Here is a 17,728-nt window from a genome sequence, read left to right as displayed (position 1 = left end):
CGTAGCCGGCGGGGTACTTTTGCACACGTTTTTCCGCCGCTGGTATTTCTGATGGGTTTTCGCGCTGCTTTTCGTTTTTTAGTGAGTAACAAGTTGATGGCCAGCCCAGAGTGGGCTGGCTCGGGGCTGGCGCTGGCGGCTTTGCTGGCACTGGGCAGCTGCGCGGCCATTAGCTCGCCGCAGGGTGGGCCGCGCGACAAAACTGCGCCGCGCCTGGTGGCTACCTCGCCCGACAGCGCCGCCCGCAACGTGAAGCAGCAGTTTATCCGCCTCACGTTTTCGGAGCCCATTCAGGTGAAGGATTTGGCTAAGAACCTGCTCATTACCCCGCAGCTACCGCCCGATAACTTGTACTCGGTGCGGCCCGACCGCGACTTCGTAACCCTGCTGTTTAAGAAGCCGCTGGAGGCCAACACCACGTACTCGTTTAACTTCCGCAGCGCCATTGTGGACGTTACCGAGAGCCTGCCGGCTAAGTACCAGGCCCTGAGCTTCAGCACCGGCGCCACCCTCGACTCGGGCCGCGTGAGCGGCTCGGTGGTGGACCTGCTCACCACCCGCCCCGCCAAAGATGTGGTGGTGGGCCTCTACCGCACCACCGACACGGTGGGCGTGCGCCGGGGCCAGCCCTACTACCTCACCCGCACCGACGACAAGGGCCAGTTCCAAATCAACTTTGTGCGCGTGGCCCCCTACAAGCTCTACGCCTGGACCGATAAGAACAATAACAACCGCTTCGACGACGGCGAGAAAATAGCATATCTGCCTAATCCAGTGCTGGTTACTGATACTACCGGGCCGCGCGTGCTGCGCCTGGTGCGGCCCGACCGCCTGCCCCCGCGCCGCACCGGCCTCGAAACCACGGCCACTCAGGCGCGGGTAAATTTCAACGAAGGCCTGCGCTCGGCCACGCTGGCGGCCCTGGCCCCAGCGGCCGGCGCTACGCCGGCCGCTATCCAAAACGCCACCGAGGTGGCCGACTTCGGCCGCTCGCTACTCATCTACAAAACCCCGGTGCTGAGCGATGGCCGCTACCTGCTCATGGCCACCGACAGCACGGGCAACGAGCGCCGCGACACCCTCAACCTGCGCTTTCCGGTGCCCACGGCGGTGGGCAAAACGCCCGCGCTGCCGCCGGGCACCACCGTGGCCGGCAACCCGCGCACCGTGTACCGGCAGGGCCAGGTAAAATTCGTGTTTCCGGTGCCCGTGGCGCTAGTGGCCGGCCGCAGCCCCGGCACCCTCACCGAAGACTCGCTCAAAACCCACGCCCTCAAGGTGCCCACCGAGGCTGTGCTGAGCCCCAGCCGCACCCAGCTGCTGGTGACCCTGGACACTAAGGCGCTCAAAAACATTGAAATCCGCCTCGATACCCTGGCTATTCTGGCCGTTACGGGGCAATCGCTGGGTCTGCGCCGCCCCCTGCGCCTAGCCGTGGTAGACCAGGACCCCAGCGGCCTCATCACCGGCACCATCCAAACGGAGGTTAAGAACTTTGACTTGCAGTTACTTAATGAGCAGCTGCAAGTGGTGGCGCAGCTGCGCTCGCCGCGTGGCACCTACCGCTTCGCCTACCTGGCCCCCGGCAAATACCGCCTGCGCGTGCTCATCGACCAGGATGGGGATGGCCGCTGGCGCGGCGGCGACCCCGACCTCTTGGTGCCCGCCGAGCCCATTTATCTCCACCCCGAGGTAATCCAGGTGCGCTCCGGCTTCGAGTTGAACAACAAGCTCAACTTTTAACTCTCCGCGTTGCCGTGGTAAAAGGTGGCCTGGCAGTAGCCTGCCCCTTACCACCACCCACCCGCCGACAACCGAAAAGACCTGTGTGACGCTTTTCGGCTACTTACCTGGTTCGGCGGGCAATTGTGCATAAGCAGCGCTGAATTCCGGGTTTAACCCGGAGCATTTCATAAAAAGTGGATAACTAAGCCGCGTTTCCAGTTACTGGGCGCGGCTTTTGGCGTTTTTCCACTAGTTATCCACCGAGTTATCCACCGCCGCTGGGGGTGGAGCAGTTTCGTGTGGATAACTGTGGGGATAAGTGCTGGCAGCCTGTGGATAAAATGGGGACAAGTTTTTTTGGTAGTCCGGCCCGGCTAGCAGCTAATCGGCGTTGTGGATAACGGTGGATAACTTCCACCGTCTACGAACACTATCCACACTCCCCGCCCCCTGTGGATTGTGAATAGTGGATAACTACTGTGAATAGTGGATAACTAGGTTAAGTTCTTCAGCCTGACCCGAATGATATACACATTGCCTGTGGATAGCCGGTGGATAAGCCCATAGTTACCCACTTGTTATCCACGCTGTGGATAACTTCTGAGAGTTATCAACTTATCCACTGCCCTGATGGAGGAGAATAAGAAGAGCTTTTTTTAAGAAGAAATTAATTCATCTTATTAGGCTGTGGAAAACTTCGGCCGGTGGAAAACTCGCGGTTGCCTCCGCCTCGCCAACCCTGGCCCGGGGCCGGCCGTTGAAAAAGCGGCCGTGCAAAAACTGCCGCGCCCCAAAAGGAAATTGCCGCCATGCCCTTCGACTACACCCTGGACTTTGCCACCGTCGACTTTCGAGCGCACCCCGAGCTCTACCGCGTGGGCCGGGGCGAGCAGGGCGTGCTGCTGGTGCAGCCCTACAAGGGCGAGATTCTGCCCCACTGGCGCTTTAAAGACGCCGCGGTGGCCCACGAGTCGGCGGCGGCCATCTGGGGCCTGCTGGAGGCTTACCTGAAGGCCGCCGACTTTGTGGGGGCCGACATGGCCCGCAAGTTTTTACAGATGGGCTACACCCGGGCCCGGCGCTATGCCAACCACGCTGGCGGCAAGAAATACGATGGCCCCGTGCCCGCCGATAAAAAAGGCCAGAGCGGCGCCCATGGCCGCGCTGAATTGCCGCGTAATCCACATCCCGATGTGGATAAAGTAGAAGCGGCCGCCATTTTCAAAACCAAGTGGGATGCCGCCGTGGCCCTGCCCGAGTACCAGCGCCAAAAAGCCGCCTTCATAGCGCAGTATGGCAAGTAACGAGTAGGGGAAGCTTCAGCTTGCCGGGCGCTGGCGCAAGTACCCGACCGGCGCGGGTGCCCGGCAAGCTAAAGCTTACCCTACACGCCGCACATTCTACCTTTGTCTCAACTTCAAAACCCCTTTCCCATGAGCACCCCGACGACCACTCCCAGCAGCATCGAGGAAAACGAAATCATTCTGGGCACCGGTATGGGCCCGCTGCGCTTTGGCACCACCATGGACGAGGTGCGCACCCTGGTGGGTGAGCCCGAGGAAATCGACGAGTCGGAAGACGAGGACGAATTCGAGCACCAGGCCTGGAACTACTACGAGGAAGACCACTTGCTCTCGCTGTACTTCGACCGCGAGGACGATTTCCGCCTGAGCTGCATCGAAACCGACAACCCCAACCTGCGCCTCTTCGGCGAGGTTATCCACGGCCGCCCGCTCGACCAGGTGAAGGAGCTGATGAAGCGCCACGGCCAGGCGGCCCCCGAAATCGAAACTATGGAGGGCGGCGAGGTGCGCTTGTCCTACGAAAAGTCGATGATTGACATGTACTTCGAGGAGGGTATGCTGCAATTCGTCAACTTCGGCGTCTTCATCAATGACGACCTGGAGGTGCAGTGGCCCAAATAGACTTATAGCAGGTGGAAAACTTGAAAGTTCCCGGCATTATCCAGTTGGGTGCCGGTCAGCCAAAAAGTTATCCACAAAAAGGCCCTTTTTTAGTGTTGATAAGTGGATAACTCAGTGAAGCTGGGATTATTCCCAGGTTACCACTAGTAAACCTAGCCAACCTGCCTAGCAAAAAAAGCCAACCCTAACCGGGTTGGCTTTTTGCATGTAGCGCGGACTTTCAGTCCGCGGGTATTGTCGTTTTGTTGGTTACCATCCGCGGACTAAAAGTCCGCGCTACTTACCCCGTAAAGGAGCGGAACAATAGGAACAGGCCGCCCGACAGCACCATGGTAACGGGCAGCGTGAGCACCCAGGCCAGGGCGATGCTGCGCACCATGTCGGGGTTGATGTTTTTGACGCCGCGGCTGGCCACCATGCTGCCCGCGATGGACGAGGTGAGCACGTGCGTGGTAGACGAGGGCAGGCCGAGTTGGGTGCTGGCCCCAATCATCATGGCGGCTACCAGCTCCGAGCTGGCGCCCTGCGCGTAGGTAAGGTGCTCTTTGCCGATGCGCTCGCCAATGGTTTTGACGATGCGCTGCCAGCCTATCATCGTGCCGCAGGCCAGCGACAGCGATACCATCAGCAGCACTTGCCAGGGCGCGTAGTCGGTGAAGCTGCTCATCTGGCCGATGGCCGCTTTGTAGGTGTCGCGGTCGGCCGTGCTCAGGCTGATGCTTTTGCTGGCGAGCAGCTTTTTGCCCCGGTTGGAGAGCAGCAAAATGGCGCGCCGAATCTCGAAGCGGGCCTGCTTGGGTAGGTCGCTCACCGCGTTTTTGCCAGTAAATACGCGGTCGAGCTCGGCCGTTTGGGCCCGTACTTCGGTTAGCAGCTGCTGGTCGGTAGTGCCCAGCTCGGCAGCGTTGACGCGGTTGATAACGTACTCGACCCGGGCAAGTGAATCGCGCAGGTCGAGAGGATTCTTGGAGTTGTCGAGGGCAAAGTGCGCGGGCACTATCCCAATGAGAATCAGCATGATAAGCCCCACGCCCTTTTGGCCGTCGTTGGAGCCGTGGAAAAAGCTCACCAGCGTGCAGGTAGCAATGAGGGTGAGGCGGATGAACAAGGGCGGCGGCTTGCGCTTGTGCGGCTCCTTAAACAGCGCCTTGCTGGGGAAGAATCGCTTGAGCAGAAACATCATGCCGATGGTGAAGGTGAAGCCCAGCAGCGGGCCCAGCAGCAGCGCCAGGCCACTCTCGCTGGCCTTGCTCCAGTTGATGGCCGCGCCCCTGCCACCGGGCAGCAGCGAAAACGCGATGCCGACCCCCAGAATGGAGCCAATGAGCGCGTGCGACGACGACGACGGAATGCCGTAGTACCAGGTGCCGATGTTCCAGATGATGGCCGCCACCAGCAGCGCCCCCACCATGGCAATGCCGTGGTACACGTTCTGGTCAACCAGGCTTTCGACGGGCAGCAGGTACACAATGCCCATGGCCACGGCAATGCCCCCGGAGAACACGCCGATGAAGTTCCAAAACGCCGACCACACCACGGCCACCCAGGGCCGCAGGGTATTGGTATAAATAACGGTAGCCACGGCATTGGCCGTGTCGTGGAAGCCGTTGACAAATTCAAAAGCGCAGGCTGCCAGCAAACAAATCGCTAGCAGCAGCAACACGTGGGGTTCAAGTCCGAACATAAAAGGAAGCCGGAGTGGGTAGCCGGCCCACAAAATTAACCCCGCGTGAAGCGAACGGCATGTTACCTAATCATTACCGCAGATTCAAACGGATTTAACGGATTTCGCAGATACGCCCGCTGCGCGGGCTTACTACGTGGGGAGTTTTGGGGTGGGGTGTTTCTTAGAGCTTGATGCGTAGGCGGGTGTCGGTGGCGCCGCCGAAGAGGCCGTAGCCGCCGGGTAGGTTGGAGCGCAGGGGGGCGGGCTCGGCAAAGGGGTTGCCGTTGGTGTCGTAGAAGCGCTGCACCGATTGGTAGAAGGTGTAGGTGGTGGCGGGCAGGCTGCTCACGGTGAGCTCCAGGTAGGCGGGCGGCGAAATGGGGTTCTGCGCGTTGTAGGACCGACCGTAGTAAAAACCCACGGGGTTGCTGAACGCGAGGCGCTGCCCGTTGCGCCCGGCATCACTGATAGGCAGTATTCTGTACACATCGTTGGCCGTCGACAGGTCGAAGCGGTTCAGGTTGACGTCGGGGCCGGTGCTGTTTTGCAGGCTGTAATCCTGGTTTACGTCGCCCCAGAACTTGCCCGCCGCATCGAGCACCTGCGCGTACACGGCGTAGTAGTCGGTGGTGGCCGCCGGGTCGAGAATGGCAAACGAAAGCTGGCCGTAGTAGTCATAAATGGCGGGGTAGGGCCCGGAGGCCACCACCTGCGGCCTGGCCACGAAGCTGGCGCTGGCCGCATCAATGGCCGCCGGTGCGGGCAGCGTAATGGTGGCTTCGAGCGGCGCCACGCCGGGCGCGCTGGCGCGCAGTGTGTAGGCCTGGCCCGGCCGGCCCACGTAGCCGCGCACGGCCGTGTAGGGGCCGTAGTTGTAAGTGGCGTATTTAGAGCCGGGGGGCCGGTAGCCGGCCGTATCGGCCTCAAACTGCTCCACTACCTGCCCGCTGGCGTCGCGCAGCTCCACGGTGGCATCGGTGCGGCCTTGCAGGGGCGTGGTAGCCAGCGTGCCCAGGCTGCTGCTCACGTAGAGGGTGCGCCCGCCGAAGCTTTGGCGGTAATCGGTTGTAAGCGGTTGGTTGCTAAGGGTATAGAGTAGCGATAGCCGCGGCGTGTGCGCCGGCACGGGCACCTCCACCACGGTGTCGCAACTGGCCAGCGCCGCCAGCGCACTCAGGAGAACAGTCTTTTTCATAAAGCTTACCGAAGGAATCGACCTAAAATTTGAACGCCTTGCTCACCGACGGGATGATGGGAAACAGCGACACCTGCTTGTAGCGGGCCTGCTTGTTTACCACGCCGTTGGGGCTGATACTACCGGCCTCGTAGTAGATGTAGTAGGGGTTGTTGCGGCTATATACATTGTAGATAGACAGGCTGTTGACTATTTCGCCCCAGCGCTTTTTCTTGGTCTTGCTCAGGTCGAGGTCGAAGCGGTGGTAGGCCGCCATGCGGTAGGAGTTGCGGTCGCCGTAGTCGTCAAAAATCTGCCCGCTTCCCAGCTGGTAGCGGCCCGACGACAGCGTGGTGGCGTTGCCGGTGCCATACACCCAGGTGCCCGACAGCGTGAGCGTAGGGCTGAAATGGTGAATAACCACCAGCGAGACATCGTGGCGTCGGTCGTACTTGTAAGGGAAAATCCGGCCCTGGTTCAGCTCCCCAAACTGGCGGTTGCTCCAGGCCAGCGTGTAGCCGAGCCAGCCGGTGGTGCGGCCGGTTTTCTTCTGTAAAAACAGCTCGGCGCCGTAGGCCCAGCCCCGGCCGCTCGTGATTTTGCTTTGCCAGTCGCCGTCGGTGGTATTGAGAAAGCTGGCGCCCTCGCGGTATTCCACCAGGTTCTGCATCGGCTTGTAGTAGGCCTCCAGGCTCAGCTCAAACTCTTCGCCCCCGCGGTGCAGCGTGCGGGCCGCGCCCAGCCCAAACTGGTGCGCCACCTGCGGCCGCACCGCCGCCGTGGCCGGCACCCACAAGTCGGTGGGCAGGCCGATGCCGCTGTTGGTGAGCAGGTGAATATACTGCGTGGTGCGGGCGTAGGCGGCCTTCAGGGCCCACTCGTCGGTGAGCATGTAGCGGGCGGCGAGGCGCGGCTCCAGGGAGGGATAGAGCTTGCTATCGACGTAAAAGCTGCTCAGGCGCAGGCCGGCGTTCACCTTCAGGCGGGGCGTGAGGTGCACGTCATCTTCCACGTAGACAGCGCTTTCGGTGCCCTGCGTGCGGCTGCCCGAGGCGGCGGCGCTGGTCACGCCGTCGGTGTTGTCGTTCTGGACCACCGCGCCCGGCCGAAACGCGTGCCGGATAAGCTGGCCCCCAAACCGCAGGTAGTGCGCCGGCGACGGCACGTAGTCGAAGTCGGTCTTCAGGCTCCAGTCCTTGATGTTCGACAGGTAGTTGAGGGCGTTAATATCGGTGGCGGGCTGGCCCTGGCCGAGGTGAGTGTATTGCCGCGACTGGTCGATGTCGAACTGGTACTGGCTGTAGGTGAGGTGGGTGTTCATAAACAGCTGGTCGTTCACCACGTGGTTCCAGCGCAGGGCCCCGGTGAGGTTGCCCCAGCCCAGGCTGTTGGCCGAGCGGCGGTAGTCGGTGGGGTCCTCGGTAGTGCTGCGCAGGTTGGCCGAAAACTTGTCGTAGCCGCGGTAGGCGCTCAGGTAGAGGCGGTCGCGGCTGCCCACCTTCCAGTTGAGCTTGGCGTTGAGGTCGTAGAAATAATAGCCCAGCGAGCCCGCCTGGCCCTCCTGGCGCAGCTGCCACTTGATGAGCGGCTGGGCCACCACATCGAGGTACGTGCGCCGCGCCGAGACGATGAACGAGGCCACGTCCTTCTTAATCGGCCCTTCCAGCGTGATGCGCGAGGCAATGAGCCCGATGGCCCCCTCGCCGTGCAGCTGCTGCGCGTTGCCCTCCTTCATCGAAATATCGAGCACCGACGACAGCCGCCCCCCGTACCGCGCCGGGAAGCCGCCCTTTATCAATTCCACATTATTGAGGGCGTCGGCATTAAACACCGAGAAGAAGCCGAACAGGTGCGCCGCGTTGTAGACCGGCGTGCCATCGAGCAGAATCAGGTTCTGGTCGGGCGAGCCGCCGCGCACGTAGAGGCCGCTGCTGCCCTCGCCGCCACTCTGCACGCCGGGCAGCAGTTGCAGCACCTTCAGCACGTCGGTTTCGCCCATGAATTTGGGCAGGCTCTTAATTTGGGCGATGGGGATGTTGATGGTACCCATGCGGGTGCTGCGCGGGCCGTGGTCGTCGGCGGCCTGGCGGTCGCCCACCACCTCCACGCCGGCCAGCTCGTTGGTAGCGGCGGGCAGCCCTAAGTCGTGCCGGGCGCTACCAGTGGCGGGCACGGCCCAGCGCTGGCGCTCGTAGCCCACGTAGCTGGCCACCAGCCGCACCGAGTCGAGCCCCGCCGCGGGCAGCGTGAGCGAGTAAAAACCGTAGGTATTGGTGGCCGTGCCCTGGCCGGTACCCACCTGCACCACGGCCACCCCAATCAGGTTTTCGCCCGTAGCCTGGTCGCGCACATAGCCGCTAACAGTAACGCGCGCCGGCGGCGGCGGGAGGCTGGGGGTAGAAGTAGGGGCCTGCGCCCGCGCAGCCAGTGCGCCCAGCAGGCAGCCGGGCAGCAAACAGCGGTAAAGCTGCTTCATAGCAGAAAATAAAAAGAGAAGAAATAGGCTATTTCTACACAAGGTAGAACCCAGCCACTCCCCAAGTGAGTGTTTGATGAGCCGCCCCCCACCAAATAGGTTGCGCCCCCCAGCCAGCCACGTAATCAGCTTGCGCAGCAAGCGTATCAGCGAAATCCGTTTGAATCTGCGGTCAAGCATGGGGTTTATCTTTGCGGCTTATGAGCAAGCCCGCGCCTACGCCTGAGAATACTCAGCTAAAAGATATTATTGCCCACGCCAAAGAATACGGTTTTGTATTTCAGTCTTCCGAAATATATGACGGCCTCGCCGCCGTGTATGACTACGGGCCCAACGGCGTGGAGCTGAAGAATAATTTGAAACGCCTGTGGTGGGAGGCCATGACCCAGCTGCACGGCAACGTAGTGGGCCTCGACGCGGCTATTTTCATGGCCCCCCAAACCTGGGAGGCCAGCGGCCACGTAGCCGGCTTCAACGACCCGCTCATTGATAACCTCGACAGCAAGAAGCGCTACCGCGCTGATGTACTGCTCGAAGAAAAAGCCGCCGAATACGAAAAAGCCGGCGACCCTGCTCGCGGTGCTGCCCTCACCGCTGAGATGGGCCGCCTGCTCACGGCCAACGACCTGGCCGGCGTGCGTCAGCTCATTCTTGACGAAGAAATCAAGTGCCCCGTCTCCGGCACCGGCAAGTGGACTGAGGTGCGCCAGTTCAACCTGATGTTCTCGACCCAGGGCTCGGCCGTGGACTCGGACGCGCCGCCCGTGTACCTGCGCCCCGAAACGGCCCAGGGTATTTTCGTCAATTTTCTGAACGTGCAGAAGTCGGCGCGGATGAAAATCCCATTCGGTATCGCGCAGATTGGCAAGGCGTTCCGCAACGAGATTGTGGCCCGGCAGTTCATTTTCCGCATGCGCGAGTTTGAGCAGATGGAGATGCAGTTCTTCGTGCGCCCCGGCACCGAAGGCGCGTGGTACGACATCTGGAAGGCCGCCCGCCGCCGCTTCCACGAAGCGCTGGGCCTGCCGGCCGCCAAGCTGCGTTTCCACGACCACGACAAGCTGGCCCACTACGCCAAGGCCGCCGTAGATATCGAGTATGAATTCCCCTTCGGCTTCAAGGAGATGGAGGGCATTCACTCGCGCGGCGACTTCGACCTGACCCAGCACCAGAACCTGAGCCGCAAAAAGCAGCAGTACTTCGACAACGATATTGACGAAGCCACCGGCAAGCCCTACGGCAACTACGTGCCCTACGTGGTCGAAACCTCGGTGGGTGCCGACCGCCTGTTTCTGGCCACGCTCTGCGAGGCCTTTCAGGAAGAAACTATTACCGAAGGCGAGGGCGAAGCCCAGACTACCAAGCAGCGCACGCTGCTGAAGCTGCACCCGGCCGTGGCGCCCATCAAGGCCGCCATTTTCCCGCTGGTGCGCAAGGACGGTATGCCCGAAAAAGCCCAGCAGATTTTCGACGACCTGCGCTTCGATTTCCGCCTGGTAATCGAGGACAAGGACGCCATCGGCAAGCGCTACACCCGCCAGGACCTCATCGGCACGCCCTTCTGCATCGTGGTGGACGGCCAGACCCTCGAAGACGATACCGTGACGGTGCGCGACCGCGACACCCGCGAGCAAATTCGCATGCCCATCAGCGCGTTGCGGGCCTACATTGGCGAGGCCGTGAGCTTCAAAACGATATTTGCGAAGCTGTAACCCACGCGGCGAAGCCTCGCCGGAACTCTGAGCGGAGGTAATTGGCTTTCGACTATGCAAGTACTGACGAAGCGGGCGTTAAGGGAATTTGGCCTGCTGCATCCCGACGTAGCGGCCGATATCCTGGACTGGTTCGACGCGGTGGAAGCCGCCGAATGGGAAAATGGCGCGGCCGTGCGGGCATTTGACCGCACGGCCGACTACGTTGGGGGCGACCGCTGGGTGTTCAACCTGCGCCGCAACCGCTATCGGCTCGTAGTGCGTATCTTTTTCCCGGCCCGCCAGGTGTATGTGCGCTTCATCGGTACCCATGCTGACTACGACCGACTTGCCGACATTACCACTATTTAGCTAGCGTTGTTATGGAACTCAGTAACGAAGCCGACTACCAGCAGGCTTTGCATCGCCTGGAGTATTTGCTTGACCATGAGCCTACTAATCTGGCTGAAATTACGATGTTGGGCAACGTAGTGAATACGTATGAAAACGAGAATGGCCACCGGCCGCTACCGCCTAATTCGCTCATTGCCCGGCTGGAGCGAGAGCGACTGGCGCGTCAGCTCAGTAATCAGCAGCTGGCTGAGCTTCTTGGAATCAGCCCTGAAAGCTTACGCGCCGTACTCAACGGCCAGCAAATTATTGACTTAGATTTTGCTAAGCGGCTGCACAGCCGCTTAGGAATTCCGGGCGATTTTATTCTGGAAGCGGCCTAAGCCAGCCCGCCACTTTATTTACGTTGCTACTCATTTTATAAGCTTATGTGGGGACATATCGCCCTCTTTATCATCAAGTACCGCGGCTGGTTGCTGGGCCTCATTGCCGCCGCGACCGTGGGCATGGCCTGGATAGCCAAGGACGTGGAAATGACCTATGACTTTGCCCAGGTTGTGAGCCCGAAAGACCCGGACATGGTCTACTTCCAGCAGTTCAAGAAAACCTTCGGCGAGGATGGCAACATCCTGGTGGTGGGCATGCAGGACAGCTCGGTGTACCGGCTCAAGCAGTTTCAGCAGTACGACGAGCTGGCCGAAAACCTGGTGAAGGTGCAGGGCGTGTCGGGCGTACTGGGTATTCCCAAACTCATTAATATTGAGAAGGATACCGTAAACAACCGCTTCGTGACGGCCCCGGTCTTCAAGAAGCCCCCCACCAGCCAGGCGCAGCTCGACTCGCTGATGGGCGTCGTGAACAGCATCGAGTTTTACAAGGGGCAGGTGATTGCGCCGCGCTCGGGGGCCACGCTGCTGGCCATCACGCTCGACCCATCGTTCCTGAACTCGAACAAGCGGGGGGCGGTGATGAATAAAATTCTGGACCTGACCACCAAGTTTGAGAAGGACACCGGTATCAAGCTGCACTACGCGGGCCTGCCCTACGTGCGCTCGACGATGACGAGCAAGGTATCGGCCGAGATGAAGATGTTTGCCGGGCTCATGGTGCTCGTGATGGCCGTCATTCTGTACGTGTTTTTCCGCACCTGGTCGGCGGTGGTAGTGCCGCTGCTGGTCGTCATTATCGTGATGATATGGTGCGTGGCCAGCATTGTGCTGCTCGGGTTTAAAATAAACCTGCTCACGGGTTTGATTCCGTCTATCCTAGTGGTTATCAGCGTGCCCAACTGCACGTACCTACTCTCGCGCTACCACTACGACTACCGCAAATCGGGTAACCAAGTACTGGCCATGACGCGGGTAGTGCGCAAAATCGGCCTCATTACGCTGGTCAATAACACGACTTCGGCCATCGGTTTTTTCGTGTTCACCTTCACCGATATTGCCATTCTCTACCAGTTTGGCCTGGTGGCGACGGTCAATATTTTCGTGGCCTTCGCCATCAGCTTCATCATGATTCCGGCGGTGTTTACCTACCTGCCCGGCCCCAGCGCCAAGCAGCTGGAGCACCTCGATTCGAAGCCGCTGGTGGGCATTGTGCACTTCCTCGACTTCATTGTGCTGCGGCGGCGGCGCACCATTTACCTCACGGCGGCGCTGCTGGTAGGGCTGGCGGCCATCGGTATTTCGCGCATCGAAGCCGTGTCGTACATGGTGGACGACCTGCCCAAGAAAAGCTCGGTGAACGAGGACTTGAGCTTCTTCGAAGCCCGCTTCGGCGGGGTGATGCCCCTGGAATTTGTGGTGGATACCAAGCAGCCCAAGGGCCTGCTGAAGCTGCCCAACTTGCAGAAAATCGACCAGTTCGATAAGTTTCTGCAAGCCCAGCCCGAGCTATCGACGCCCATCAGCATGGTGACGTTTTTGAAGGCGGCCAAGCAGGCTTTTTATAATGGCGACCCCAGCTTTTATAAGCTGCCGGATAACGACGATAAGAACTTCATTCTGAGCTACCTGGCCAACTCGCAGGGGCAAGGTAAAAACTCGACCAGTAAGCTGCTCAAGTCCTTCACCGACAGCACGCAGCAGCGCGCCCGCATCAGCGTAAAAATCGCCGATATCGGCTCGCACAAGCTCGATACGCTGGTGAATAAGCGCATTGAGCCGGCTATCAAGCGCATTTTCAGCGGCACCGATATGGTAGTGCGCCGCACCGGGACCACGGTTATTTTCACGAAGGGTAACGAGTACGTTATCGGTACTCTGGGCGAGAGCCTGCTGTGGGCCTTCGGGCTGGTGGCGCTGGTAGTGGTGCTGGTGTTCCGCTCGTTCCGTACCATCTTCTACGCGCTGGCTCCCAACGTGTTAACGCTGACCCTCACGGCCGGCGTGATGGGCTACTTCGGCATTGCTCTCAAGCCCAGTACGGCGCTCATCTACGTGATTGCCCTCGGCATCGACGGCGACAACTCGATACACCTGCTGGCCAAGTTCCGGCAGGAAATGGCCATCGCCAACCGCAGCGTGAGCGAGGCCATTACCAACACGCTGAGCGAGGCCGGCACGAGCATGTTCTACACCAGCGCCGTGCTCTTTATCGGGTTCAGTATCTACGGGTTCAGCGAGTTTGGGGGCACCAAGGCGCTGGGCGTGCTTATGGGCGCATCGCTGCTGATTACCAACTTTTCGAACCTGGTTTTCCTGCCCGCGCTGCTCGTAACCTTCGAGCGCGGCGGCGGCTGGCACACTCCCAAAGCCGCCCTCGTGCACCACTACGATGAGAACTACCACGAGGAAGACGACGACGTAGACCAGAACTTGCAGCGCCTAAGCGTGGAGCGCAACAAAGTGATTAAAACAACTTGAATCAAATCTGCCTAACGGGGTGTCTCACCCCCTGGCCCCCTCTCCGAAAAGGAGAGGGGGAACTAGCTCTAGTTTTAGTTGCCAGGCTGGTACTAGATTTAAAAGCTAATCCCCCCTCTCCTTTTCGGAGAGGGGGCTAGGGGGTGAGGCGCACGCGGAGGGCGATGCTACAAACGAAAAAAGCTAACGGCTAGCAGCTAATAGCTACTAATACAATGACTTATACCGAATACAAGCAGCCGCTCGACTACGCCAAGCTCGCCACCGACGTGCGGGCCTATTGGGAGGCCAACGGCATTTTTGAGAAGAGCGTGAGCAGCCGCGACGGCCAGCCCACGTTCGTGTTTTACGAGGGTCCGCCCTCGGCCAATGGCCAGCCCGGCATCCACCACGTGATGGCGCGGGCGGTGAAGGACATCTTCTGCCGCTACCAGACGCAGCTCGGCAAGCAGGTGCCCCGCAAGGGCGGTTGGGATACCCACGGCCTGCCCATCGAGCTGCAAGTGGAGAAGGAGCTGGGCATCACGAAGGAGGATATCGGCCACAAAATCAGCGTGGAGGAGTACAACCAGCGCTGCCGCGAAACCGTGATGCGCTTCAAGGCGCAGTGGGACGAGCTGACCCAGCAAATGGGCTACTGGGTGGACCTCGACGACCCCTACATCACCTTCGAGCCCGAGTACATCGAGAGCTGCTGGGCGCTCCTCAAGAAGCTCTACGACAAGGGTTTCCTGTACAAAGGCTACACCATTCAGCCCTACTCACCGGCCGCCGGCACTGGCCTTTCGTCGCACGAGCTGAACCAGCCGGGCACGTATAAGGACGTGAAGGATACGACGGTAGTGGCGCAGTTTAAGGTAGTGCGCGATGCGGCTTCGGAGAAGCTGTTTGAAGCGCTAGAAGCTGAAAAAGTAGATGTGCCAGTTTCTGTTTTAGCTTGGACTACTACTCCTTGGACTCTACCTGCTAATACTGCACTAGCAGTAGGTAACAACATCGACTATGTTCTAGCAGTTACTGAGAATCAGTACACACACGAAAAAATTGCTGTCGTAGCTGCTAAGAAACTCTTAGATAAATTAGTTGCCGTCCCAAACGTTACAGCTCTCACAAAGCAGTTTTCTAGTGACCCGCTTGTTATAGACCCGTTGAAGACGGCTTTGGCTATTGTCGAGGCTGCTAGGCCAAAAATCATAGCTGAATTCAAAGGAAAAGACCTAGTAGGCATCCATTACGAGCGCCTATTCGGTACCGAAGCCGGTTTCCCGCACTTCGAAGGTGAAGAAAATGCCTTCCGTGTAATCCCCGGCGACTTCGTAACCACCGAAGACGGTACCGGCATCGTGCACATTTCGCCCACGTTTGGCGCGGACGACTTTCGGGTGGCGCAGCTCAACAACATCCCCGCGCTGATGCTGCCGGATAAAGAGGGTACCCTCGGCCCCATCGTGGACCGCACGGGCCGCTACGTGGCCCAAATGGGCGAGTTTGGCGGCCGCTGGGTGAAGAATTACGACGGCCACGACCAGAGCGGGGCCGACTATAAAACGCTGGATGAGAGCATCGCCATTCGGATGCGCACCAACGGCACGGCCTTCAAAACCGAGAAGTACGAGCACACCTATCCGCACTGCTGGCGCACTGACAAGCCGGTGCTGTACTACCCCCTCGACTCGTGGTTTATCAAGACCACGGCCGTGAAAGACCGCCTCATCGAGCTCAACAAAACCATCAACTGGAAGCCCGAAAGCACCGGCACCGGCCGCTTCGGCAACTGGCTCGAAAACCTGGTGGACTGGAACCTCAGCCGCTCGCGCTACTGGGGCACGCCGCTGCCCATCTGGCGCACCCAGGACCGCACCGAGGAAATCTGCATCGGCAGCATCGCCGAGCTAAAGGCGGAGATTGATAAGGCCGTAGCGGCCGAAGTGATGACCCACAACCCCTACGCCAACGGCGAAAAAGTGGACCTGCACCGGCCCTACGTGGACGATATTTTCCTGGTTTCGCCCAGTGGCCAGCCCATGTACCGCGAGCCCGACCTCATCGACGTGTGGTTCGACTCGGGCGCGGTGCCGTATGCACAGTGGCACTATCCGTTTGAGAATCAGGAGAAATTCGCCAAGAATTTCCCCGCCGATTTCATCGCCGAAGGCGTGGACCAGACCCGCGGCTGGTTCTTCACGCTGCACGCGCTGGCCGTGATGCTGGAAGACTCGGTGGCCTTTAAAAACGTGATTGCCAACGGCTTGGTGCTCGATAAGGAGGGCAACAAGATGAGTAAGCGCCTTGGCAACGCCGTGGACCCGTTTGAGACGATTGCCAAGTACGGCCCCGACGCCACGCGTTGGTACATGATTGCCAATTCTTCGCCCTGGGACAACCTTAAGTTTGATTCGGCCGGCATTGTGGAGGCGCAGCGCAAGTTCTTCGGTACGCTCTTCAACACGTACTCCTTCTTCGCGCTCTATGCCAACCTCGACCGCTTCCAAATGGGGGAGAAGCCCAGTGTGCCCGTGGCCGAGCGCACCGAGCTGGACCGCTGGATTCTGAGCAAGTTGCAATCGCTGCTGGCCGAAGTACGCGGCCACTTCGACAGCTACGACCCCACGAAAGCCGCCCGCGCCATCCAGGATTTCGTGGCCGACCAGCTCTCCAACTGGTACGTGCGCCTCTCGCGCCGCCGCTTCTGGAAAGGTGAGCTAACTACCGACAAGCAAGCCGCTTACGAAACGCTGCACGAGTGCCTCAGCACCGTGGCGCAGCTTATGGCGCCGATTGCGCCGTTCTTCGCCGACTGGCTGTATGGTAACCTGATGCAGCCCCATCCCCCGACCCCTTCCCCTATGGGAGAAGGGGAGCCTAACGACTTCGAAACTTCTGATAACGTGCGTTCTATCTCGGCTCCCCTCCCCCGCAGGGGAGGGGCTGGGGGTGGGGCCGAGTCGGTACACTTGACCTACCTGGCCGAGGCTGATACTACGCTCATCGACAAAGCGTTGGAAGAGCGTATGGAGTTGGCCCAGCGCATCAGCTCGCTCACGCACTCGCTGCGCAAGAAATCGGTGCTGAAGGTGCGCCAGCCCTTGCAGCGCATCCTGGTGCCGGTGCTGAACGGCTCTACCAAGGAGCAAGTGAGCAAGGTCGAAGACCTGATTTGCGCCGAGGTCAACGTGAAGCATGTGGAGTTTCTGGACGACACCAGCGGCGTGCTGGTGAAGTCGGTGAAGCCCAATTTCAAGCGCCTCGGCCAGGTGTATGGCCCGCGCCTCAAGGCCGTGGGGGCCCGCATCCAAACCCTGAGTCCCGACGAGTTAAGCCAGCTCGAAAAGCAAGGCGAGCTAGCCGTGGAAGTGGAGGGCGAAACCCTCACCCTGCACCTCGACGAAGTGGAAATCCGCACCCAAGACCTGCCCGGCTGGCTCGTGGCTACCGACGGTCCGCTCACCGTGGCCCTCGACGTGACCCTCACCGATGAACTGCGCCAGGAAGGCTTAGCCCGTGAGCTGGTCAACCGCCTCCAGAACCTGCGCAAAGATTCGGGCCTGGAGGTGCAGGACCGCATTAGCGTGGCGCTGGCCGCCAGCGCGCCCGCCGAGTTGCACGCCGCCGTGGCCTCGTTTGGCAACTACATCCGCGAAGAAGTGCAGGCCCTGCGCCTGGAGTTCGTGCCCGAAGTAGCTGGCGGCGCGGTACTGGAGTTTGACGACTTCTCGGTGCCTGCCAAAGTAGACGTCGTAACTGCCTGATTGTGAGCCACCCGGCTGCGCCCCAAAGCGCGGCCGGGTTTTCTCGCGCACAACGCCTTGCCCAAGCCGTTTTTAAAGGTTATGAAACCTCGTAATCCGGTATA

The 17,728-nt window shown here is 60.2% G+C and carries 11 protein-coding genes; 8 read left to right on the top strand and 3 right to left on the bottom strand.

Annotated elements, in window-relative coordinates; translation table 11 throughout:
* The first annotated feature begins 81 nt into the window (after positions 1-81).
* The 3 genes from QMK33_RS04815 (at position 82) to QMK33_RS04805 (ending at position 3,650) form a co-directional block, all read left to right on the top strand.
* Entirely contained in the window at positions 82-1,743 is a 1,662-nt protein-coding gene (locus QMK33_RS04815) for an Ig-like domain-containing domain (protein ID WP_283563423.1), read from the top strand.
* Positions 1,744-2,534: 791 nt separating this feature from the next.
* Positions 2,535-3,029, top strand: a complete 495-nt coding sequence (locus QMK33_RS04810; RefSeq protein WP_283563422.1) for a DUF4385 domain-containing protein — start codon at positions 2,535-2,537, stop codon at positions 3,027-3,029.
* A 102-nt stretch (positions 3,030-3,131) separates the two neighbouring features.
* Positions 3,132-3,650 (top strand): hypothetical protein, encoded by a 519-nt coding sequence (locus tag QMK33_RS04805; RefSeq protein WP_283563421.1) that lies wholly within the window; start codon positions 3,132-3,134, stop codon positions 3,648-3,650.
* Positions 3,651-3,930: 280 nt separating this feature from the next.
* Here the strand turns inward: QMK33_RS04805 and QMK33_RS04800 are convergent, their stop codons facing one another.
* From QMK33_RS04800 to QMK33_RS04790, 3 genes are all read right to left on the bottom strand, one after another.
* Positions 3,931-5,334 (bottom strand): inorganic phosphate transporter, encoded by a 1,404-nt coding sequence (locus QMK33_RS04800; protein ID WP_283563420.1) that lies wholly within the window; start codon positions 5,332-5,334, stop codon positions 3,931-3,933.
* 163 nt (positions 5,335-5,497) lie between these two features.
* On the bottom strand, positions 5,498-6,511 hold the full coding sequence (locus QMK33_RS04795) for a DUF4249 family protein (RefSeq protein WP_283563419.1): 1,014 nt from the start codon (positions 6,509-6,511) through the stop codon (positions 5,498-5,500).
* A 22-nt stretch (positions 6,512-6,533) separates the two neighbouring features.
* Complete coding sequence (locus QMK33_RS04790) at positions 6,534-8,966, bottom strand: TonB-dependent receptor (RefSeq protein WP_283563418.1); 2,433 nt, start codon at positions 8,964-8,966, stop codon at positions 6,534-6,536.
* Between the two features lie 200 nt (positions 8,967-9,166).
* Here QMK33_RS04790 and QMK33_RS04785 point away from each other — a divergent pair, with 200 nt between their 5' ends.
* The 5 genes from QMK33_RS04785 (at position 9,167) to ileS (ending at position 17,624) form a co-directional block, all read left to right on the top strand.
* Complete coding sequence (locus QMK33_RS04785; protein ID WP_283563417.1) at positions 9,167-10,678, top strand: glycine--tRNA ligase; 1,512 nt, start codon at positions 9,167-9,169, stop codon at positions 10,676-10,678.
* Positions 10,679-10,732: 54 nt separating this feature from the next.
* Complete coding sequence (locus QMK33_RS04780) at positions 10,733-11,029, top strand: type II toxin-antitoxin system HigB family toxin (protein WP_283563416.1); 297 nt, start codon at positions 10,733-10,735, stop codon at positions 11,027-11,029.
* An 11-nt stretch (positions 11,030-11,040) separates the two neighbouring features.
* Positions 11,041-11,391, top strand: coding sequence for a helix-turn-helix domain-containing protein (locus tag QMK33_RS04775; RefSeq protein WP_283563415.1), 351 nt, complete (start codon positions 11,041-11,043; stop codon positions 11,389-11,391).
* Between the two features lie 45 nt (positions 11,392-11,436).
* The gene (locus QMK33_RS04770) at positions 11,437-13,875 is read left to right on the top strand and encodes an efflux RND transporter permease subunit (protein ID WP_283563414.1); all 2,439 of its coding nucleotides are present in this window, start codon (positions 11,437-11,439) and stop codon (positions 13,873-13,875) included.
* Positions 13,876-14,090: 215 nt separating this feature from the next.
* Complete coding sequence (gene ileS / locus QMK33_RS04765) at positions 14,091-17,624, top strand: isoleucine--tRNA ligase (RefSeq protein ID WP_283563413.1); 3,534 nt, start codon at positions 14,091-14,093, stop codon at positions 17,622-17,624.
* Positions 17,625-17,728: the final 104 nt, after the last annotated feature.

The sequence above is a fragment of the Hymenobacter sp. H14-R3 genome (assembly GCF_030063445.1).
In the GTDB taxonomy this organism is placed as follows: Bacteria; Bacteroidota; Bacteroidia; order Cytophagales; family Hymenobacteraceae; genus Hymenobacter.
The sequence above is the reverse complement of the archived record's forward strand: the minus strand, read 5'-3'. Positions and strand labels throughout refer to the sequence as shown.

Excerpts from the sequence above, each read along its gene's own strand:
- QMK33_RS04810 (WP_283563422.1), top strand. The coding sequence starts at position 2,535 with ATGCCCTTCGACTACACCCTGGACTTTGCCACCGTCGACTTTCGAGCG.
- QMK33_RS04800 (WP_283563420.1), bottom strand. The coding sequence starts at position 5,334 with ATGTTCGGACTTGAACCCCACGTGTTGCTGCTGCTAGCGATTTGTTTG.
- QMK33_RS04795 (WP_283563419.1), bottom strand. The coding sequence starts at position 6,511 with ATGAAAAAGACTGTTCTCCTGAGTGCGCTGGCGGCGCTGGCCAGTTGC.
- QMK33_RS04790 (WP_283563418.1), bottom strand. The coding sequence starts at position 8,966 with ATGAAGCAGCTTTACCGCTGTTTGCTGCCCGGCTGCCTGCTGGGCGCA.
- QMK33_RS04785 (WP_283563417.1), top strand. The coding sequence starts at position 9,167 with ATGAGCAAGCCCGCGCCTACGCCTGAGAATACTCAGCTAAAAGATATT.
- QMK33_RS04780 (WP_283563416.1), top strand. The coding sequence starts at position 10,733 with ATGCAAGTACTGACGAAGCGGGCGTTAAGGGAATTTGGCCTGCTGCAT.
- QMK33_RS04775 (WP_283563415.1), top strand. The coding sequence starts at position 11,041 with ATGGAACTCAGTAACGAAGCCGACTACCAGCAGGCTTTGCATCGCCTG.
- QMK33_RS04770 (WP_283563414.1), top strand. The coding sequence starts at position 11,437 with ATGTGGGGACATATCGCCCTCTTTATCATCAAGTACCGCGGCTGGTTG.
- ileS (WP_283563413.1), top strand. The coding sequence starts at position 14,091 with ATGACTTATACCGAATACAAGCAGCCGCTCGACTACGCCAAGCTCGCC.